The organism is Collimonas sp. OK607, from assembly GCF_900111995.1.
Taxonomy (GTDB): Bacteria; Pseudomonadota; Gammaproteobacteria; order Burkholderiales; family Burkholderiaceae_D; genus Collimonas.
On the sequence record NZ_FOKF01000002.1, the window covers coordinates 43396 to 62754 of the forward strand.

The following is a 19359-nucleotide window of genomic DNA, read 5'->3' on the forward strand; positions in this document are numbered from 1 at the left end:
TATACCACTTGACTTTGAAAATAGTCCACAAAAACGATTTATTCGCGAATTGCTTATAAGTAACGTCACAAATAGGAAGGAGTAGGGTGGGCACGCCTTTGTGCCCACGCGTGACCGCGATAACCGGAGTACGGACCCTTGTGGCGCAGAAATAGGTATGTGTGCGGAGTGAATTCCGCGTGGGCACAAAGGCGTGCCCACCCTACAGATAAAAACGAAGGGGACTTGAACCAGAGACTTGCAGATTAATCGCCAAGCCCGAAGGGGTGATTTTTCAAATTATAAAAAAACCGTGGTTGCCGTTAGCTGTCGTCGGGTGAAGTGTCTGATGATCGGCGCACGATTCGGACAATTGTTCCAATTTGCATCAACTCGCTGTTTGAAATTGAAACACTTCCATATCTCCTCCGGCTATAAGTGAGGCACCAATCAAATAACTAGTGGCTGGCCCCTATGCCGAAATGTTTGGCATGCATATTGCGTTATATGAATCGTGGAATTCATGGACACCATCGCATCCCGATCAACCATTTCCGATAGGTACCTGCATTATGAAGAATAACTACTTTCAAAATATCTTCGTGACGTTGTCATTTGTCGGCCTTGCTAAACGAATGGCCGTGGCCGGGGCATTGTCTGCGTTATTGATTCCGTGTACGTCGAGCGCGCTGCCGTTTGCCTATGTCCCGAACGAGAAATCGGGCACGATTTCGATCATTGATTGTGCCAGCGACAGCGTCGTAGGACAAATCAAGGCCGGCACCAAACCGCGCGGCGTGGCGGTCAGCAGCGATGGCAATACCTTGTATGTCAGCGACCAGCCGGCTAGCGCCTTGCTGGTTATCGATCTGAAAAAAAGAGAGCAGATCGGCTCGATTCCTTTGGGGGAGTCGCCCGAGGGAGTCGATATTTCGCGTGCAGGGGATTGGGTTGCCGCCGTCAGTGAAATCACGAACTCAGTCAGTTTCATTTCCACCGCGACAAACAAGACAGTGTTCAGCGTCAAGACCGAAGGCAAGAATCCGGAACACGCTACGTTCAGTCCGGACGGAAAATGGCTATATGTCAGCGCCGAGGAAGCAGATTCAGTGGATATCGTCGATGTGGCGAAACGGTGGCAAGTCGCATCGGTCAAGCTTGGGCTGCGCCCGCGTGGCGTCGCTTTTAGCCCCGACGGCAGCCAGGCTTACATCGCGGCTGAAATGGCCAGTATGGTGTACGCGGTCGACGTGGCTACGCAAAAGGTAGTAGCGGAAATCAAACCGGGCAATTTTTCGAACGGGGTAACGATGTCGCCTGATGGCGGCCGCGTCTATATCTCGAACGGGAAGGATGGCACGGTGTCGGTGATTGACGCAAAGAGTAATACGGTCATTGCAACCATTCCGGTCGGGAAGCGTCCATGGAACATGGCGATCACCCCTGACGGCAAGAAGCTGTATGTAGCCAATGGCCGCTCCAATTCAGTGTCTGTCATCGACACCGCAAGCAATACCGTCAGCAAGGAAATAGCGGTCGGAGAGTTGCCATGGGGGGTGGCAATCAGATGAGCGCGCTGCCTGTCACCGCTGATAAAACGCGTTATACGTTGCCGGCGATCGGTTTGCACTGGGTGATTGCCTTGCTGATCATCGGTATGTTGTGCCTGGGTTATTACATGGTGGGTATTCCAAAGGGTATTCCGGGCAGGGCAGTGTATTTCAATTTGCACAAATCCCTGGGCGTGCTGGCCGGTGCGTTGATTTTGCTGCGTCTGGGATGGCGCCTTGCACACCGGCCGCCGCCGCTACCGAGAGCTACTTCGCGCCCGATGGCAAGGGCGGCGCAATGGAGTCATGGCTTACTCTATCTTTGCATGTTGCTGCAGCCGGCGACCGGCTTTCTGTCATCTTCTTTCAATAAATATGGCATCAAGTTTTTCGGTTTGGCGTTGCCGAACTGGGCTTGGGAAGACAAGCATTTGCGTGAACTGTTCATGTCATATCACCAGTCGATCGCTATCGCATTTATCGCGCTGATCGTGATTCATGTACTGGCCGCATGCAAGCATTTGCTGATCGACCGCGACCGGATATTCGGGCGCATGCTTCCCTGATCTGTAATGGGCGCGGGGGCTACACCCGTGAAGTACGTAAACCTGGTGTCATCCAGGTTTTCCCTTGCTTATCGACCAGCAAGACGTCGACATTATCGAGTTGCGCGGCGATGAGCATTGCCTTGGCTGAGCCCATGACAAACAGCGCAGTCGATAACCCATCTGCCTGCAGTCCTGTCGGAGCGGCGACAGTGACGCTTGCCAGTTCCAACGGTGAATCGCCGGTGGCCGGATCGAAGATGTGATTGTGGACGAAATCCGGGGTAAATATTGTTTCGTAATCTCCCGAAGTCGCTACGCTGCGACCGTCCATTTGCAGAACCGCAGTCAATACATCGTCGCGCCTGGGATCTTGCACGCCGACCATCCAGTCGTGAGCAGGCGCTTTATTTCCGGAAGAGATGAATTCGCCGGTATCCAGCAGCGCGTGGCGGATGCCCCACTGCCGCACTGCCGCGAGCGCAAGATCGACAGCATAGCCTTGCGCCACGCCATTCAAGGTAATGGACATTCCCGGCTTGTGCAGACGCACTTCGTGTTGGTCGAAGGATAGGTTCCGCCAATTGACGAGTGTCTTGGCATTTCTTATTTCTGCGGGCGACGGCAAGGTATCCATTGCCGCCGCCTTGGTGAATTGCAGCCAAAGCGGTTGTACCGTGATGTCGAAAGCGCCGGCGCTCAGGGTCGAAAGGCGCACGGTTTCCTGCAGCACGCGCAATAGATGCGGATCGGGCCGGGGTAGCCAGCCGTCTCGATTTAACTGAAACACCTGGCTCGATTCACTATAGATGCTCATCAACGCATCTATTTTTTTTGCTTCGTGAAATCCATCCTCGATCGCCAGTTCTGCCTGCCGTTGATTGTCATGGAAAACCTGTATCGCGATGGTCGTGCCGAATGCCAGATCGGCGCCGGTATAAAGGCGCATTCCCGGTTGCGCTTCCCAATCGCGCACAATCGTGCCTGCTTGTGGACGCGGTTGGAAAAGGCCCCAACCGGCGGCGCTGGTCAAGGCGCCGCCTAAGGCAGCTGAAATCAAGGTGCGTCGTTGCATAATAAATCCTTAACCCCTAAATCGTTTAATCGGTGACCGGCATGGGATGTACCGGAATAAATTTAGCCCTTTTTTTTTCCAGGATGAGCGGCGCGCATTTTTCATCGCTTTCATAAATGACGACACAATCCATACACTGAAAGCATTCCTGGTAGTCGATTTTTCCGGTGGCTTCTATTGCCTGGTAATCGCACCGGTGACGGCAGGTCTGGCAGGGTTTGCCACATTCCTTGCGCCGAGGTATCCAGTCGAGCATCCTGAAACGTCCGAGCACGGCCAGGCCGGCGCCGAAAGGGCAGAGATATCGACAAAAGAACTTGTAGACGAAGGTGCTGACGAGCAGTAGACCGACGGCGTAAGCGACATAAGGCCATGAACGCACGAAATTGAGGGTAATCGCGGTCTTGAACGGTTCGATTTCAACCAGTGCGTCGGTGATATTGCTTGAAAAAAAGCTGCTGGCCACTATACCGGCAAGAAGGATATATTTGACGCGTTTCAGCCGTGCATCAGTTTTCGCCTTGATTTTTAGTTGCGGGATATTCAGGGCGCGCGCCAACTTGCCGGTAAATTCCTGCAGTGCACCGAATGGGCACAACCAGCCGCAAAATGTGCCACGCCCCCATACCACTAGTGAAACTGCGACGAATCCCCATAGCAGGACTGTCATCGGGTCGTATAGGAAAAAATCGAGATTGCGTCCGGCAAGCAATGCTTGAATCAAGCCGGTGATATTAACGATCGACAATTGCCCTTGTGCGTACCAGCCGATAAAAAATAGTGTGAACGACAAAAAGCCACGTCTGAACCAGATGAAGCGCTTGTCGTTCCCGGTCAGGGATTTTTGCCTGCTCAATGCGATGGATAGCACAGTGAGGGCAATGATCAGCGCGGCAAGTTCGTGCCATCGGCTTTTCCAGATTCCAACCCAGGATTTGTTGTCGCTTTCCGCCGCAGTATAAAAGCGGAATGGCAATCGGGTACTGAACGAGAAATCCTTTGTGATTCTCTCGGGATAGATGATGCCCTTGCTGCGGGTGACCGGCAGCGTGAAATCGAAGGGGCGGGATGGATCCAACCCAGACTGGCTCATGATACGGAACACTTTCATCGACTGCGGATGCGGCAGTGCGTCACTGTTTTTCAGCGACAGGTCAAGATTCAAATCGCGTATTTCAATTGGCAACTTGTCTTGCTTTAACACCATACGCTCAGGAATTGAACCAGGAATAAAGTCTTCACCGACGATGTCGTAGCGTCCCTGGGACAGGACCAGGATCGCGTGGTCGCCCGGGTCCAGGCGGTTTTCCAAATTGCGCCAGCTTGCCGGATTCAGAAGATTGCGGCCTATGCTTGGAACGGACGCATAGACCAGGTACAGGTCGACAAAGGGCGCATCCGGGTGCTGGAGTGCTTCGGGATCAAGCTCTGCTCCAGGCGTACCTGAGAATTGTTTCTCGATGTCTTTGTTGCGCAGCACTACGTGCTTGATCAACCCCTGGTCGATCAAGTCCTTGATACTGTGCGGTTCGAACAGCGCCGTTTTGATTCGAGCGATCAAATCTGGATCCCTGCCTTCGGCGAAACCTAACTTCTTGCGCGCCACCTTCAAGGCCGAGGCTAGTACGCTCTGATTGATGATGCGTACCGACGCCGTGGCTTTGGTGACGCCATCCAGATAGGCATTTGCGGCCGAGGCCTTGCTGCCATGCGCTCCTATCTTGATGTTTTGGTTCAGCGACAATCCCTTGTATTGACCTACAAACTGAAACATCGGAGCTTCGCCCAGTCCATCGAGAAACACCGGCTCGTGATGGGATATGACTTTGACTTCGAGGAAATTGCCCTTGGGATCGAGTGCGATCAGCAGATTGATCGGTATCCCCGAGAAACCGGGGATGGGGGCCAGGTCGATGGATTCAAATACATAGCCGACCAGTTCGTTGGCGGTGGCGTTTTGTTTGAAGACCGGCCAAATAGGTATGCCGGCATCCTTTTCACCGACGATCATTGGTGGCGGAAAACGCCTGACCAGTTCGTCGTGCGTCATGACACCGGCCTGGCTGACTGACAGCCAACAGGATGTGACAAACATCAAGATCCCGGGTATCCAACTACGCATGCATGGCCTTGATTGGTTGGTATAGGCGCTCATTGCGAGCAACTAACGTGCCATCTTGTTACCTTGATTGCCAGGCGGTGCTTTGCCCGGAGGATTATCCGGGCGATCAAAATTTGAACAGGTTGTTGCACAGGTGATCCTAATTTACACAGGTAATGTCCTATCCGACTACCCCGAATCGGCGTCGTTTGAAATGCCTGTTGATTAAATCTGATGCCTTCAGCCAGGTGAAATGCAGTTTCAGACAACGCGGTATTTCATTCCTGAACCGGACGTCTTTCCTATGGCAGCGGCGAGCGCTGTTGCACCCCAAAAAAAATCAAATGACAACGCGAGATCTCCACAGGCATGCATTTTGCCCATTGGCTGTTGCATCTACATGTTGATGCTTAGAAAAAATCAACTATACAAAGGAGATCTCGGTGGGAAAAATACTGAATAAATCGCTGTGCACGGTCATGGCATTCGGCGCAGCAGCTGGTGCGGCGCAGGCACAATCGTCGGTGACTATCTACGGTGTGGTCGATGCGGGAATTGTGGCGGTCAATAAGCAGAAAACGCCGTCTGGCGGTACCGGAAGCGTTTTCGCACTCAGTTCGGGTGGTGTCAGTCCTAGCATCTTCGGATTCAAGGGTTCCGAAGACCTGGGTGGCGGATTGAAAGCCAGTTTCGATCTTGAAGGCCATTTCTTTTCGAATTCCGGTGCGGGCAATCAATGGGGCGGTTTGTTCGGTCGCCAAGCCAATGTCGGCCTTTCCAGCAGCTACGGCACAGTAACATTGGGTAAGCAATATTCACCTGCTGTGCTGGCATTTGCCGCCACCGATCCGCGTGGCTTGAAAGAGACTTTTTCCGGTTTGATTTCATGGGCGCTAACGCAGAATCCTTTGAATGCCGGTACCGCGACTGCACCCGCCAATTCGAATGCAGTGATTGATGTTTTTGTCGCAAATGCGATCAGCCTCAGTACCAAAATTGCCGATGTGAATTTGAGCGGCTCGTACAGTCTGGGCGAAGTTGCCGGCAATAACTCCGCGAACAGTGTCATTGCGCTGGGTGCAACGTATACCGGCCCGGTCACACTGTCGGCCGCCTATCAATCCGATCGCGGGCAACCAGCCGGCCTGATCGGCGGCAGCGGCGTACAAACCAGAAAATACAGCGTTGGTGCGGCGTACTCGATAGGCGATGCAACGTTGACGGCAAATTACCTGAACAACAAGAACAGCGATCCTGCATCGGGTTCCAGTCTGGCGCAATACCGTGTTTATGGCGCGGGTCTGAATTATCGGACATCACCAAGCAATACCGCCACGCTGGCTTATTACTACTCCACCAACAAGAGCGGCGTCAGCGATACTTCCAGGACATGGATACTCAGCGATGACTACGCATTGTCCAAGCGTACCACCCTTTACGCGCTGGTCTCGGGCGTCAATGCCGGGAATGGCTACACCTCCGGCGCGGCCTTCGGCGTTGCCAACGACAACGCTTTTCTCGCCAGCGCAGGAAAGACAACCACCGCTGTGCAACTGGGTATCAAACATTCATTTTGATATACCGGCGCTATCTCGATTTGATGTTTCCCGATCTTGATAGCAGAGGGCGCAGCCGGAAAATCAACTATTCCGGCTGCGCTTGTCACGAGTTCCGGAGCACATGTTTCAACAATTTGGAACAGTCGATTTAGCGAGTGTTCAAAAATATGACAGTTTCAACCAAGCCAGCGGGAATGTTCATTCTGCGGTTATCGGCTTCTTATCCGTCAACTGGCGCTTTCCCTCCGCGGTATTGCGATTTTAGCGGCTGGCATGGCGATTGCTGAGTAGTCCTGTATCGGAGATGGCCATTCCGAAAATTTTGATTCAACAACACACGATTCAACAACACATTAACCGGAGGATGACATGAATCTCGCAGACATTAGTAAACTCGGTGTCAAGAACCCATTCAAGAAGCGTTACGATAATTTCATCGGCGGTCAGTTCGTGCCTCCGGTCAATGGCGCCTATTTCGAAAACGTGACACCGGTCACGGGTGAAGTATTTTGTGAAATCGCCCGTTCCTCGGCGGAAGATGTCGAATATGCGCTTGATGCAGCGCATGCTGCCAAGACCGCCTGGGGCAAGACTTCACCCGCTGAGCGCGCAAATATTCTCAACAAGATTGCCGACCGCATGGAAGCCAATCTGGAAACCCTGGCAATCGCCGAAACGATCGACAATGGCAAGCCGATCCGTGAAACGATGGCAGCGGATATCCCGCTGGCAATCGATCATTTCCGCTACTTTGCCGGGTGCATCCGAGCCCAGGAAGGCTCTGTAGCCACAATTGACGACCAGACCTATGCTTACCATTTCCATGAGCCTCTGGGCGTGGTCGGCCAGATTATCCCGTGGAATTTCCCGATACTGATGGCGGTATGGAAGCTGGCCCCGGCACTGGCAGCAGGTAACTGCGTCGTACTGAAACCGGCGGAGCAAACACCGGCGTCGATTCTTGTCCTGATGGAAATGATCGCAGATCTGTTGCCGCCAGGTGTGTTGAATATCGTCAACGGCTTCGGTCTGGAGGCAGGCAAGCCACTCGCTTCCAGCAAGCGCATAGCCAAGATTGCCTTCACCGGGGAAACCGGCACCGGCCGCCTGATCATGCAGTACGCGTCGCAAAACATCATTCCCGTCACGCTGGAACTCGGTGGAAAATCACCTAACATCTTCTTTGCCGATGTGATGGATCAAGACGACGCATTCTTCGATAAGTGCCTCGAAGGTTTTGCCATGTTCGCGCTGAACCAAGGGGAAGTGTGTACTTGTCCATCGCGCGTCCTGATCCAGGAATCGATCTACGACCGCTTCATCGAACGCGCAATCAAACGTGTCGCCGCGATCAAGCAGGGTAATCCGCTCGACAGTACGACAATGATTGGTGCGCAGGCATCGCAAGAGCAACTGGAAAAAATCCTGTCGTATATGGACATAGGCAAACAAGAAGGCGCGAAAGTCCTGATCGGCGGTGAACGTAATAATCTGACTGGCGACTTTGGCGGCGGGTACTACGTGCAGCCTACGATCTTCAAGGGCCACAACAAGATGCGCATCTTCCAGGAAGAGATTTTCGGCCCGGTTGTATCTGTGACGACCTTCAAGGATGAAGAAGAGGCGCTGGAAATTGCCAACGATACCTTATATGGCCTGGGCGCCGGCTTGTGGACGCGTGACGGTTCACGTGCATTCCGCATGGGTCGCGGGATTCAAGCCGGCCGGGTATGGACTAATTGCTATCACCTGTATCCGGCGCATGCGGCTTTCGGCGGCTACAAGCAATCCGGCATTGGACGCGAAAACCACAAGATGATGCTTGATCACTACCAGCAAACCAAAAATCTTCTGGTCAGCTATAACCCCAACGCGATGGGTTTCTTTTAAGGGCGAATAGCGTTGGTGTGACGCGCCTGCCTGACCAGGGGGCGCGTCGCAGATCCGAATGAGCCCAGTGAGGAAAACATGACACAGCCAACCGTTCATCGCGTGGTTGCGACCGCTGCTGCCGAAGAATTCATCAGGCTGCTGAGCGAGCAACACGGACCATTGATGTTCTTCCAGTCAGGAGGATGCTGCGATGGCAGTTCACCCATGTGCTACGCGTTGGGTGAATTTAGTATCAGCGATACCGATGTGCTGCTCGGAACGCTGTGCGGCCAACCCTTCTACATGGGAGCGGAGCAGTTCGAATATTGGAAGCACACCCAACTCATCATCGATGTCGTGGCCGGAATGGGAGGGATGTTTTCGCTGGATAACGGATCAGGGAAACGATTCCTGACACGGTCGAGATTATTTTCCGATGAAGAATACATGCAGCTCGTATAGGAAGCAGCACCTCCCGGGGTGGATGCCATAAGTCAGTAGTGAACTAGTGTTTTAAAAAAAACAGGAGGATGACATGAAGAGAAATCTGATAGCAGCATTGGTTGGGATGATCGCGTGCAGTTCGTTTTCTGCCCACGCGCTGGGTGTTACCGATGCAATGATTGCCAACGACGCCAAGGCGCCGAACAACGTCTTGTCTTGGGGCATGGGCACGCAGGGACAACGCTTTTCGCCATTGACGCAAATTAATACGCAGACTGTGAACAAGCTGGTTCCGGCCTGGTCTTTTTCATTCGGAGGAGAGAAGCAGCGCGGACAGGAATCGCAACCGCTGATCTATAACGGCAAGATGTTCGTCACCGGTTCGTACTCCCGCATCTACGCGATCGATCTGAAAACCGGCGCCAAACTGTGGAAATACGAACACCGGCTGCCGGACGGCATCATGCCTTGTTGCGATGTGGTCAACCGCGGCGCAGCGCTATATGACAATCTGGTCATTTTCGGTACGCTGGACGCGCAACTGGTCGCACTCGATCAGGATACCGGCAAGATCGTCTGGAAAGAAAAAGTGGACGACTATGCTGCCGGATATTCGATGTCCGCAGCGCCGCTGATTGCCAACGGACTGCTGCTGACCGGCGTTTCCGGCGGTGAATTCGGCGTGGTAGGCCGCGTCGAGGCGCGCAATCCCAAGACCGGGCAGCTGGTATGGAGTCGCCCGATGATCGAAGGCCACATGGGTTACAAATACGACAAGGACGGCAAGGCCACGGAAAACGGCGTTACCGGCACAGTCAACAAGTCATGGCCCGGCGATTTGTGGAAGACCGGCGGCGGTGCGACATGGTTAGGCGGAACCTATGATCCGACTACCAAACTGGCTTATTTCGGCACCGGTAATCCGGCGCCATGGAATAGCCATCTGCGTCCTGGCGACAATCTGTATTCGGCATCGACAGTAGCTCTTGATGTCGACACCGGAAAAATCAAATGGAGTTACCAGACTACGCCGCATGACGGCTGGGATTACGACGGCGTCAATGAATTCGTTACCTTCGACATGGATGGCAAGCGGATGGGCGGGAAAGCCGATCGCAATGGCTTTTTCTACGTGATCGACGCCAAGGACGGCAAGTTGGAAAACGCCTTCCCGTTCGTTAAGAAAATCACCTGGGCATCCGGCATCGATTTGAAGACCGGTCGGCCCAACTATCTTGAAAGCGGCCGTCCCGGCGATCCTACCAAAGGCGAAGAAGGCAAGAAGGGAGCTACCGTGTTTGCCGCACCTGCTTTCCTCGGCGCCAAAAATCAAATGCCGATGGCTTACAGCCCGCAAACCAAGCTGTTCTATGTGCCAGCCAATGAATGGGGCATGGATATCTGGAATGAGCCGGTCACCTACAAGAAAGGCGGAGCGTTCCTCGGCGCAGGTTTCACGATTCATCCGCTTAACGAAGATTACATCGGCGCCATGCGTGCCATCGATCCGAAGACTGGCAAGATCGTCTGGGAAGTCAAGAACAGCGCGCCGTTATGGGGTGGTGTCATGACGACTGCGGGCGGGCTGGTATTTTACGGAACGCCTGAAGGATTCCTGAAGGCGGTCGATGCCAAGACCGGTAAGGAACTCTGGAAGTTCCAGACCGGTTCGGGCGTTGTGGCGCCGCCGGTCACCTGGAAGGATGGCGACACCCAGTATGTCGCGGTGACCTCCGGATGGGGTGGCGCCGTGCCGTTGTGGGGTGGCGAAGTGGCGAAAAAGGTCAACTTCCTGGAACAAGGCGGCTCGGTATGGGTATTCAAACTTTCTTCAAAGTAATGACGGCTGCCCTTCAGACTGTTGCGGTATAGCGTCGGCTCCTCCGCTCTTCCCTGGGCAGTTTTGGCTGACGACTGCGGTCGTCAGCTTTTTTTTTACATGCGGGATATAGATATGGACGACATCACACTGTTAAAGCAAGCATCGGGGCAATTTCACCCTTCGACGGATTTTGTGAAAAACGCTACGATCTCTGGCATGGATGCGTATCGCGCCCTATGCGCTGAAGCCGAGCGCGATTATCAAGGCTTCTGGACGCGGCTGGCGCGTGAAAACCTGATTTGGCAAAAACCGTTTACCAAAGCACTGGATGAATCCGATGCACCGTTTTACAGATGGTTTGAAGACGGTCATCTGAACGTTTCCTATAATTGCCTGGACCGGCATCTTGTCAACGGCAATGCCGATAAGACGGCAATCATTTTCGAAGCGGATGACGGCGAGGTGACCAAGGTCACTTACCGGGAATTGCATCGGAAGGTATGCAAATTTGCGAACGGACTGAAAGCGCTGGGCGTCAAGAAAAGCGACCGGGTTGTCATCTATATGCCAATGTCGATCGAGGGTATAGCCGCGATGCAAGCCTGTGCCCGCATAGGGGCGATCCATTCGGTCGTGTTCGGTGGATTCTCGGCCAAGTCTTTGCAGGAACGCATCATCGACGCCGGCGCTGTTGCCGTCATTACGTCGGATGAACAAGTGCGCGGCGGCAAATCGTTGCCGTTGAAATCGATTGTCGACCAGGCGCTTGAGATGGGCGGCTGCGATGACGTCAGGCATGTCATCGTCCATCGCCGCACGGGAAACATGACAGGGCAAGTCGCCGGGCGGGATCTGTGGCTTGCCGATTTGATGGCAGGTCAACAGGACGTGTGCGAGCCGGAGTGGGTGAGCGCTGAACATCCGCTTTTCATCCTCTATACCTCAGGTTCGACCGGCACGCCCAAGGGTGTGCAACATTCAAGCGGCGGCTTTTTGCTATGGGCGACGCTGACGATGAAATGGACATTCGACCTCAAGCCGTCCGACGTCTTCTGGTGTACCGCCGATATCGGCTGGGTGACCGGCCATAGCTATATTGCGTACGGGCCACTGGCTGCCGGTGCGACTGAAATCGTGTTTGAAGGCGTGCCGACTTATCCCGATGCAGGGCGGTTCTGGCAGATGATACAGAAACATAAGGTGACGATCTTTTATACCGCGCCAACGGCAATCCGCTCCCTGATAAAAGCCGCCGACACCAATCAGGAGGTGCATCCGCAACGATACGATCTGACGAGTCTGCGCCTGCTAGGCTCGGTCGGCGAGCCGATCAATCCCGATGCCTGGCTCTGGTATTACAAGCATATCGGGCGCGGGCAATGCCCGATCGTCGATACGTTTTGGCAGACCGAAACCGGTGGCCATATGATTAGCCCGTTGCCTGGCGCGACTGCCATGGTGCCCGGCTCGTGCACTTTGCCGCTGCCGGGCATCATGATCGGCGTGGTCGATGAGGTCGGCAAGGATCTCCCTGACGGGCAGGGCGGTATCCTGGTCGTCAAGCGCCCATGGCCTTCGATGATCCGTAATATCTGGGGCGATCCGCAGCGTTTCATCAAGAGTTATTTTCCGGAAGAGTTGGGCGGCAAGTTGTATCTGGCCGGTGATGGCGCTATCCGTGATGTCGAAACCGGTTATTTTACGATTACCGGGCGCATCGACGATGTGTTGAACGTGTCGGGCCACCGGATGGGAACGATGGAGATCGAATCGGCGCTGGTTGCCCATCCGCTGGTGGCGGAAGCGGCCGTGGTCGGTAAGCCGGATGCCACGACGGGGGAGTCGATTTGTGCTTTCGTGGTTCTCAAGCGATCGCGGCCAGTGGGTGACGAGGCGAAGCTGATTGCGGCCGAACTACGTAACTGGGTGGCAAAGGAAATCGGTCCGATCGCGAAGCCGAAAGAATTGCGTTTCGGGGATAATCTGCCGAAAACCCGTTCCGGAAAAATCATGCGGCGCCTGTTGCGTCTGCTAGCCAAGGGAGAAGAAGTGACGCAGGATATCTCGACATTGGAGAATCCGGCTATTCTGGAGCAATTGAAAGAGGTGGCCTGAAGTTGGCGCTGACGCCGGCAGTGCCGGTGTCAGCCCTTGTTCTCAAAGAAAAGGCGCGAATTGGCGTCGGTCCGGAACAACACCGGTTTTTCCACAGATGTCGCATCATCCCGTGACCGGGCGTGCAAGACGATTTTCTTTACTTCGTCGTGATGCGGTGACTTGTTGCACACCGGATCCGCGCCGGCCGCATCGCCGGTGAACGCGTATGCCTGGCAGCGGCAGCCGCCGAAATCCTTTTTCTTTTCGTCGCAGCTACGGCACGGCTCCTGCATCCAGGAGTCGCCGCGATAGCGGTTGAAGGCGTCGCTATGCTGCCAGATGTCGTGCAGGCTGTATTGCGTTACGTTCGGGAATTCCATGCCGGGCAAGGATCTGGCCGCATGGCAAGGCAGGGCGGTGCCGTCGGCGCCAACCGCGAGAAAAACCGAACCCCAGCCGTTCATGCAGGCTTTTGGCCGTTCTTCGAAGTAATCCGGAACGACGAACAGGATCTTGACGCGGTTACCGATCCGGGCGCGATACTCGTTGACGATGGCCTCCGCCTTCTCGACTTGCTCGCGGCTCGGCATGAGATGTGCTCGATTGACCAGACCCCAGCCATAGTATTGTGTATTCGCCAGTTCCAGGTATTCGACTCCCATCTCGAGCGCCATATCGATAATGCGTGCAACGTGATCGAGATTGTAGCGATGCAGCACGACGTTGAGTACCATGGGATAGTCGTACGCTTTGATCAGCTTGGCGGTGCGCGACTTCAGGTCGAAAGTCTTCGTACTAGACAGAAAATCATTCATTTCCCTGGTCGAATCCTGGAACGACAGCTGGATGTGGTCGAGTCCCAGTTGCTTCATCCGGGCGATGCGGCTTTCCGTCAGGCCGATACCGGATGTGATCAGGTTGGTATAGTAGCCGAGCTTGCGGCCTTCTTCTATCAAGTCTTCGAGATCGTCACGCAGCAAAGGCTCGCCGCCGGAAAACCCGAGTTGGGCCGCACCCAGTTTGCGTGCCTGGCGCATCACGTCGATCCATTGCGCGGTGCTCAATTCCTTTTTGTTTTCTGCGTAATTGAGCGGGTTGTAGCAAAACACACAATGCAACGGGCAACGATACGTTAGCTCAGCCAGCAGCCAGAGTGGTGGCGGGGCGGCCTGATTGCCCTTTTCAGGAAATCCAGTTGCGTTCATTGGCAATCCGTAGGAAATCATTGACATCTTCTTTTAATCCGGCGACCGAGAACGCGCGTTCCAGGTCGTGTGTGATGGTCTGAACGTCACGCTCGCCGTCGCAGAGTTTGAGGATCTCGGCGGCGCTGCGATTCAGCTTTACCATGCCTTCAGGGTAGAGCAGCACGTAGTCGCTTTGTGCTTCCTCCCACTGCAGCCGAAACAGCCTGGATAATTTGGGTTTTTCTGGCGGGACATTCATGATGGCTCCAATAAAAAAATTGAATTAGGTCAGGGATAAGCCTTTTCGATCGCATCCAACATGCTCCACAGCACGTCGAGTTTGAATTGAAGTATCTCCAGCGCACGTTCCTGCTGCGTACGGGTGGTGAAATGATCCAGTGTCACTTGCAGGCCATGTTCGACATCGCGCTCGGCCAGCGAGATGCGGCTACGGAAGTATTGCAAGCCGTCAGGTTCGATCCATGCATAATGCCGGGGCCAGTTGGCTAACCGGTCCTTGTGGATTTTGGGCGCGAACATTTCAGTCAGCGACGAACAGACGGCCTCCTGCCATGGCGCACAGCGCGCGAAATTGACATAGGCGTCGACTGCAAAGCGCACGCCGGGAGCGACATGCTGCAACGACCACACCTCATCGCCCGGAATGCCTGCTGCCGCAGCGAGCCGCGCCCAGGCTTCGATGCCGCCCGCATTGTCTTCCCAACCGTCGTGGTCGAGTATGCGTTTTACCCATTTTCGACGGGTTTCGCGGTCAGGGCAATTTGCAATGATTGCCGCATCTTTTTGCGGAATCCTGATTTGATAGTAGAAGCGGTTGGCGATCCATCCGCGCACCTGGTCGCGGCTGAGCAAGCCGTCGTTCATCTTGACGTTGAACGGGTGATGGATGTGATAACCCGCTCCTTTGGCGCGTAGCTGTACTTCGAATTCGGTGCGATTCCAGGGCGGCAAGATGTTACTCTCCATTGCGTCGTTCATAGTGTGATTTCCATTCCGTCAAATGCGACCTCAATTCCATGCTGTGCGAGCGTCGCGCGCTCAGCGGAGTTTTCGTCAAGGATAGGGTTAGTGTTGTTGATATGAATCAGGACCTTGCGCGTATCGGGGATCGCGTCCAGCACCTCTATCATTCCGTCCTTGCCGGATTGCGGCAGATGTCCCATGTCGGCGGCCATCTTTTTGGAAAAGCCCAGCTGTATCATTTCGTCGGCGGTCCAGAAAGTACCGTCCACCAGAATGCAATCGGCGCCATGCATCGCCTTGAGGACGTGGGGCTCGATCTCGCCGAGGCCGGGAGCGTAAAAGACTTTTTTTCCGGTCTTCTTATCCTCGATGATCAGGCCCAGATTATCTCCAGGCTGCGGCATTTCCCGATGCGGCGAGTAGGGCGGTGCCTTGCTTGAAAGGGCGAGCGGGGTGAAGCTGATATCTGCTATCTGCGGTAATTCCACCGGTGCGGTGTTGTGATTGGCGGTGAGCATATACCACTGGACGCCGCAATAGTGCGACAGCACGTGGACCAGCGGCAGGCCGCCGGTCAGGTCGTCCCACACTGCACTGGTGCAATACAGCGGAAGCGGTTTCCCTTCGCGCAGCATTAATAATCCGGTGACATGGTCGATCTGCGCGTCCATCAGCATCACTGCAGCGATGCCGGTATCGCGCTTGCCGCGTGCCGGCTGTAAAGCCGGATTGGCGCGGATTTGCGTCAAGATGTCTGGAGAGGCGTTGATCAGTACCCAATCGCTGCCGTTGGATGACACGGCAATCGACGATTGCGTACGCGCCCGGGCGTTGATGCTGCCGTTGCGTACACCGTTGCAGTTACGGCAGTTGCAATTCCACTGGGGGAAGCCGCCACCTGCTGCAGATCCTAATACGATGATTTTCATTGTGCTTTCGCTTAAGCCTTGAATCAAGCGCGGTAACTGTTTTGTGGTTACCGCGCGGTCCTCATGAATCAGAGGCGATTAATAGCTGAGGGTTAACAACAACTAAAGATTAATAACGAAGGATCAGCGATTGGCGATATACATCGTGATTTCAAAGCCAAAACGCAGGTCGGAAAATTCAGGTTTGCTCCAGGTCATGTTTGTCTCCATTCAATTAGAAAAATAACGGGTACGATTTGTGATTGCATGTCAGCATTGCCGATCGTATTTCTTGGAAACTGATGCAATCATGTCGATAAACGCAAGTTCCATGCCGAAGCCTTTTCCTGAGCCTGTTCAAGACGGATATCTGCCCGTAGGCGACGGCCATCGCTTGTATTTCGCCGAATACGGCTGCAGCGACGGGCCGCCCGCCGTGGTCTTACATGGCGGCCCGGGCAGCAGTTGTCACGCGGGCATGCTGGACTGGTTCGACTTGTCGCGGCAGCGCGTGGTGCTGTTCGATCAGCGCGGGGCCGGACGGAGTCTGCCTGCTGCTTTGCTGGCGCATAACCGGTCCGCCGACCTGGTCCGGGATATAGAGCGCTTGCGCGAACACCTGCAGATTGCGCGGTGGATGGTCGTAGGCGGCTCGTGGGGCGCTGCGCTGGGAGTCTTGTATGCAGGGCGTCATCCGGCACGATTGAGCACCCTGGTGCTGCGCGGAGTATTTCTAACCAGTTCTCGGGAAATGACCTGGTTTTTTCAATCGCTGCAGGCGTTGGCGCCGGAGGCCTGGGCGGAGCTGACAAGCGGATGGAGGCGAGAACAAAAAGACAATGTGCTCCAATTCCTGACAGCGCTGTTGCAGAATGGAACAGTGGAGCAACAACGCGATGCCGCAACGCGGTGGCAGCGATACGAGAATGCGTTGATGCAGGCGATGACCGGAGTGTCGGCGTCACCCGGTTCAGTTGAGGCCGACCCGGCGGCTGTAGTGAAATACATGGTGCAATCGCACTACCTGTCTCAGGGTTGTTTTACCAGCGAACGGGAGTTGTTCCGTGCCGCGCGCAATGCGGTGGCGGTACCGACCATTTTGATTCATGGCACGCGCGACTGGATCTGTCCGCCGGAGAATGCATGGCGCTTGCGACGGTTCATGCCGCACGCAGAGCTGCGGTGGATTAATGGCGGAACGCATACCCCGGCAGATGCCGCGATAAAAGCAGCATTGACGCAGGCTATCTGCGACCTGAGATGAATCGCCTGAATGATACTTCCGGGCCGATCGTCAGCCTTAACCGCAGCGCCCGGATTTTATTTTTGGGGAGGGAGTTTTCGGTAAATTGTGTTGCGGGATACGCCCAGCGCCTTGGCCGTGGCGGACACATTGCCGCCATTGGACTCCAGCGCTTGCTGGATGACCGAAATTTCCATCTCTTCAAGATTGGCGCCGTTGGACACCCGCCAGTTCGTGCTTTCCTCCGGTTTCGGGGTGAGGCACAGGTCGATATCTTCAAGGAAATCGTCAGGCAAGTGCTGGCGCTGGATGATGTTTTCCTGGTCGGCCATGACGATCGCGGTACGCAGCAGGTTCGTCAGCTGGCGGAAATTGCCCGGCCAGTTGTGTTGCTTGAACAGTTGCATGATTTCTGGCGAGACCGTATAGGTTTTCCCCGAAGATTCTGCCAGCAATATTTTTTCTACGACCGTTTCGATGTCGGTCCGCTCGCGTAGCGGCGGCAACCTGACCACCAGGCCATTAAGCCGATAGTAGAGATCTTCGCGAAATTCACCCTTTGCGATCATGTCCCGCAGATTGCGATTGGTCGCGCAAATGAGTTCGATATTCACCGGAATCGATTTGGTGCTGCCCAGCGGCGTGACCATGCGTTCCTGCAGCACACGCAGCAAACGGGCTTGCAGGCTGAACGGCATATCGCCGATTTCGTCCAGGAAAAGCGTACCGCCGTTACCTTGCAGGATCTTGCCGACGGCGCCTTTTTTGCGGGCGCCGGTAAAGGCGCCGTCCTCGTAGCCGAATAATTCCGACTCGATCAATGTTTCCGGGATCGATGCGCAATTGACGGCCACGAAAGGACCGTTGGCGCGTGGCGAGTCATTGTGTATCGCTTGTGCCAGCAACTCCTTGCCAGTCCCGGTTTCACCCATGACCAGAATCGGGATGTCGCGTCCCAGCACCTTGTTGACTTTGTCGATCAGCGCGGCGACCTGCGGATCCCCGGTGTTCAGATAGCGCAGGCCGGACAGACGCCTGGCGTTCTGGTTCGTGGCATGGGCGGATGGAGAACCCAGGTTGCTGCTTCTAGCACCATCTCTGGCGCCATCGTCGTTGTGGCGGACCAGTTCGGCCGATTGCTGGAATATGCTGTTGGCGCTATTCAATTCAGCGCGTCCGTATACGCGCACGCCGCTGGGCATGCAAAGATTGAGCAGGCCAGGCATCGCCGTGCGGTAGTGGTCGAAGAGGGCCGAGATGGGCAGGCCGAACAGGGAGCTGAAGGTGTGCGATTGCAGTGCCGAAAGCGACAAGCCAAGCTGGAACAAGCCGGTCTTGTTGGCGGAAAGGAAACTGCCGCTAGGAGAGAACGAAGCGATGCCTTCCATCAGCGTGCCGATGAATTCCGGCCGGGTGTTGAAGTGCAAGGTGATCGAATGCTGGAATGCGGTTGAAAACAAGTGATTTTCTATCATCTGCGCAGACATGCGCACCAGCGCCATCGTGTGCTTGTGAAAACTGGACTGGTCGCCCGTCACATCCAGCACGCCGATCACATTGCCCTGATGATCGGAAATTGGCGCAGCGGAACAGGTCAGGAAGTGATTGGCTTGCAGGTAATGTTCATTAGCGTGGATTTGCACCGGTTGGTTCTCGACGATCGCAGTGCCGATCGCATTGGTTCCCTTGCTCGCTTCGGACCAGATGACACCCGGTTTCAACGCAACCCGGTTGGCTTTTTCCAGGAAGTCGTCATCGCCCAGGGTATGTACGATCAAGCCGTTGACGTCGGTCAGTATGACCATGTTGTGCGTATTGATGATTTGTTCGTACAGCGTTTCCATTACCGGCAACGCATGTGCATGCAGGATGCGGTTCTGTTCCAGCAATAGCGAGAAATCAGTCCGCGCGATGGGACTGAAATCCGGCTTTTCCGTTTCGGACAAACCGTAGGCTATCGAGCGTTGACGGGATTCTTCTATCATCATATGCG

At 54.8% G+C, this 19359-nt stretch carries 16 protein-coding genes; 8 read left to right on the top strand and 8 right to left on the bottom strand.

The genetic code is table 11. The features are described from left to right. The first annotated feature begins 551 nt into the window (after nt 1–551). Nucleotides 552–1550, top strand: coding sequence for a beta-propeller fold lactonase family protein (locus BM029_RS01855; RefSeq protein WP_244544858.1), 999 nt, complete (start codon nt 552–554; stop codon nt 1548–1550). Next, complete coding sequence (locus BM029_RS01860) at nt 1547–2095, top strand: cytochrome b (protein ID WP_244544859.1); 549 nt, start codon at nt 1547–1549, stop codon at nt 2093–2095. Before BM029_RS01855 ends, BM029_RS01860 begins: the two co-directional genes overlap by 4 nt. 19 nt (nt 2096–2114) lie before the next feature. Here the strand turns inward: BM029_RS01860 and BM029_RS01865 are convergent, their stop codons facing one another. Together BM029_RS01865 and BM029_RS01870 are read right to left on the bottom strand one after the other, a co-directional pair. Next, nucleotides 2115–3149: an FAD:protein FMN transferase gene (locus BM029_RS01865; protein ID WP_092432115.1), complete on the bottom strand. Its 1035-nt coding sequence runs from the start codon at nt 3147–3149 to the stop codon at nt 2115–2117. A 25-nt stretch (nt 3150–3174) separates the two neighbouring features. Beyond that, nucleotides 3175–5244, bottom strand: a complete 2070-nt coding sequence (locus BM029_RS01870; RefSeq protein ID WP_244544860.1) for a 4Fe-4S binding protein — start codon at nt 5242–5244, stop codon at nt 3175–3177. Between the two features lie 449 nt (nt 5245–5693). Between BM029_RS01870 and BM029_RS01875 the strand changes: the two genes are divergently transcribed. From BM029_RS01875 to acs, 5 genes are all read left to right on the top strand, one after another. Further along, a complete protein-coding gene (locus tag BM029_RS01875) occupies nt 5694–6827 on the top strand; it encodes a porin (RefSeq protein WP_092432119.1) in 1134 nt (377 codons plus the stop codon). Nucleotides 6828–7178: 351 nt separating this feature from the next. Beyond that, the gene (gene adh / locus BM029_RS01880; protein ID WP_092432121.1) at nt 7179–8699 is read left to right on the top strand and encodes an aldehyde dehydrogenase; all 1521 of its coding nucleotides are present in this window, start codon (nt 7179–7181) and stop codon (nt 8697–8699) included. Nucleotides 8700–8777: 78 nt separating this feature from the next. After that, nucleotides 8778–9143, top strand: coding sequence for a DUF779 domain-containing protein (locus tag BM029_RS01885; RefSeq protein ID WP_092432123.1), 366 nt, complete (start codon nt 8778–8780; stop codon nt 9141–9143). Between the two features lie 106 nt (nt 9144–9249). Next, nucleotides 9250–10965, top strand: a complete 1716-nt coding sequence (locus BM029_RS01890; RefSeq protein ID WP_371329077.1) for a PQQ-dependent methanol/ethanol family dehydrogenase — start codon at nt 9250–9252, stop codon at nt 10963–10965. A 114-nt stretch (nt 10966–11079) separates the two neighbouring features. Next, nucleotides 11080–13062: an acetate--CoA ligase gene (gene acs / locus BM029_RS01895; RefSeq protein ID WP_092432127.1), complete on the top strand. Its 1983-nt coding sequence runs from the start codon at nt 11080–11082 to the stop codon at nt 13060–13062. A gap of 29 nt (nt 13063–13091) precedes the next feature. Here the strand turns inward: acs and pqqE are convergent, their stop codons facing one another. The 5 genes from pqqE to pqqA form a co-directional block, all read right to left on the bottom strand. After that, nucleotides 13092–14249, bottom strand: coding sequence for a pyrroloquinoline quinone biosynthesis protein PqqE (gene pqqE, locus BM029_RS01900; RefSeq protein ID WP_092432129.1), 1158 nt, complete (start codon nt 14247–14249; stop codon nt 13092–13094). Further along, the gene (pqqD, locus tag BM029_RS01905) at nt 14227–14490 is read right to left on the bottom strand and encodes a pyrroloquinoline quinone biosynthesis peptide chaperone PqqD (protein WP_092432130.1); all 264 of its coding nucleotides are present in this window, start codon (nt 14488–14490) and stop codon (nt 14227–14229) included. Before pqqD ends, pqqE begins: the two co-directional genes overlap by 23 nt. 29 nt (nt 14491–14519) lie before the next feature. Continuing rightward, nucleotides 14520–15230, bottom strand: coding sequence for a pyrroloquinoline-quinone synthase PqqC (gene pqqC, locus BM029_RS01910; RefSeq protein WP_092432133.1), 711 nt, complete (start codon nt 15228–15230; stop codon nt 14520–14522). After that, on the bottom strand, nt 15227–16144 hold the full coding sequence (pqqB, locus tag BM029_RS01915) for a pyrroloquinoline quinone biosynthesis protein PqqB (protein ID WP_092432135.1): 918 nt from the start codon (nt 16142–16144) through the stop codon (nt 15227–15229). The genes pqqC and pqqB overlap by 4 nt, the downstream gene beginning before the upstream one ends. 123 nt (nt 16145–16267) lie before the next feature. Continuing rightward, nucleotides 16268–16342, bottom strand: a complete 75-nt coding sequence (gene pqqA, locus BM029_RS01920; protein WP_139217194.1) for a pyrroloquinoline quinone precursor peptide PqqA — start codon at nt 16340–16342, stop codon at nt 16268–16270. 112 nt (nt 16343–16454) lie between these two features. On the opposite strand from pqqA, the gene BM029_RS01925 reads away from it, so the two are divergent. Beyond that, nucleotides 16455–17387 carry an alpha/beta fold hydrolase gene (locus BM029_RS01925; RefSeq protein ID WP_211482425.1) on the top strand — a complete coding sequence of 311 codons (933 nt, stop codon included), beginning with the start codon at nt 16455–16457 and terminating at the stop codon, nt 17385–17387. A 56-nt stretch (nt 17388–17443) separates the two neighbouring features. On the opposite strand, the gene BM029_RS01930 is transcribed toward BM029_RS01925, so the two are convergent. Continuing rightward, nucleotides 17444–19354: a sigma-54-dependent Fis family transcriptional regulator gene (locus BM029_RS01930; RefSeq protein WP_371329074.1), complete on the bottom strand. Its 1911-nt coding sequence runs from the start codon at nt 19352–19354 to the stop codon at nt 17444–17446. Between the last annotated feature and the right edge of the window lie 5 nt (nt 19355–19359).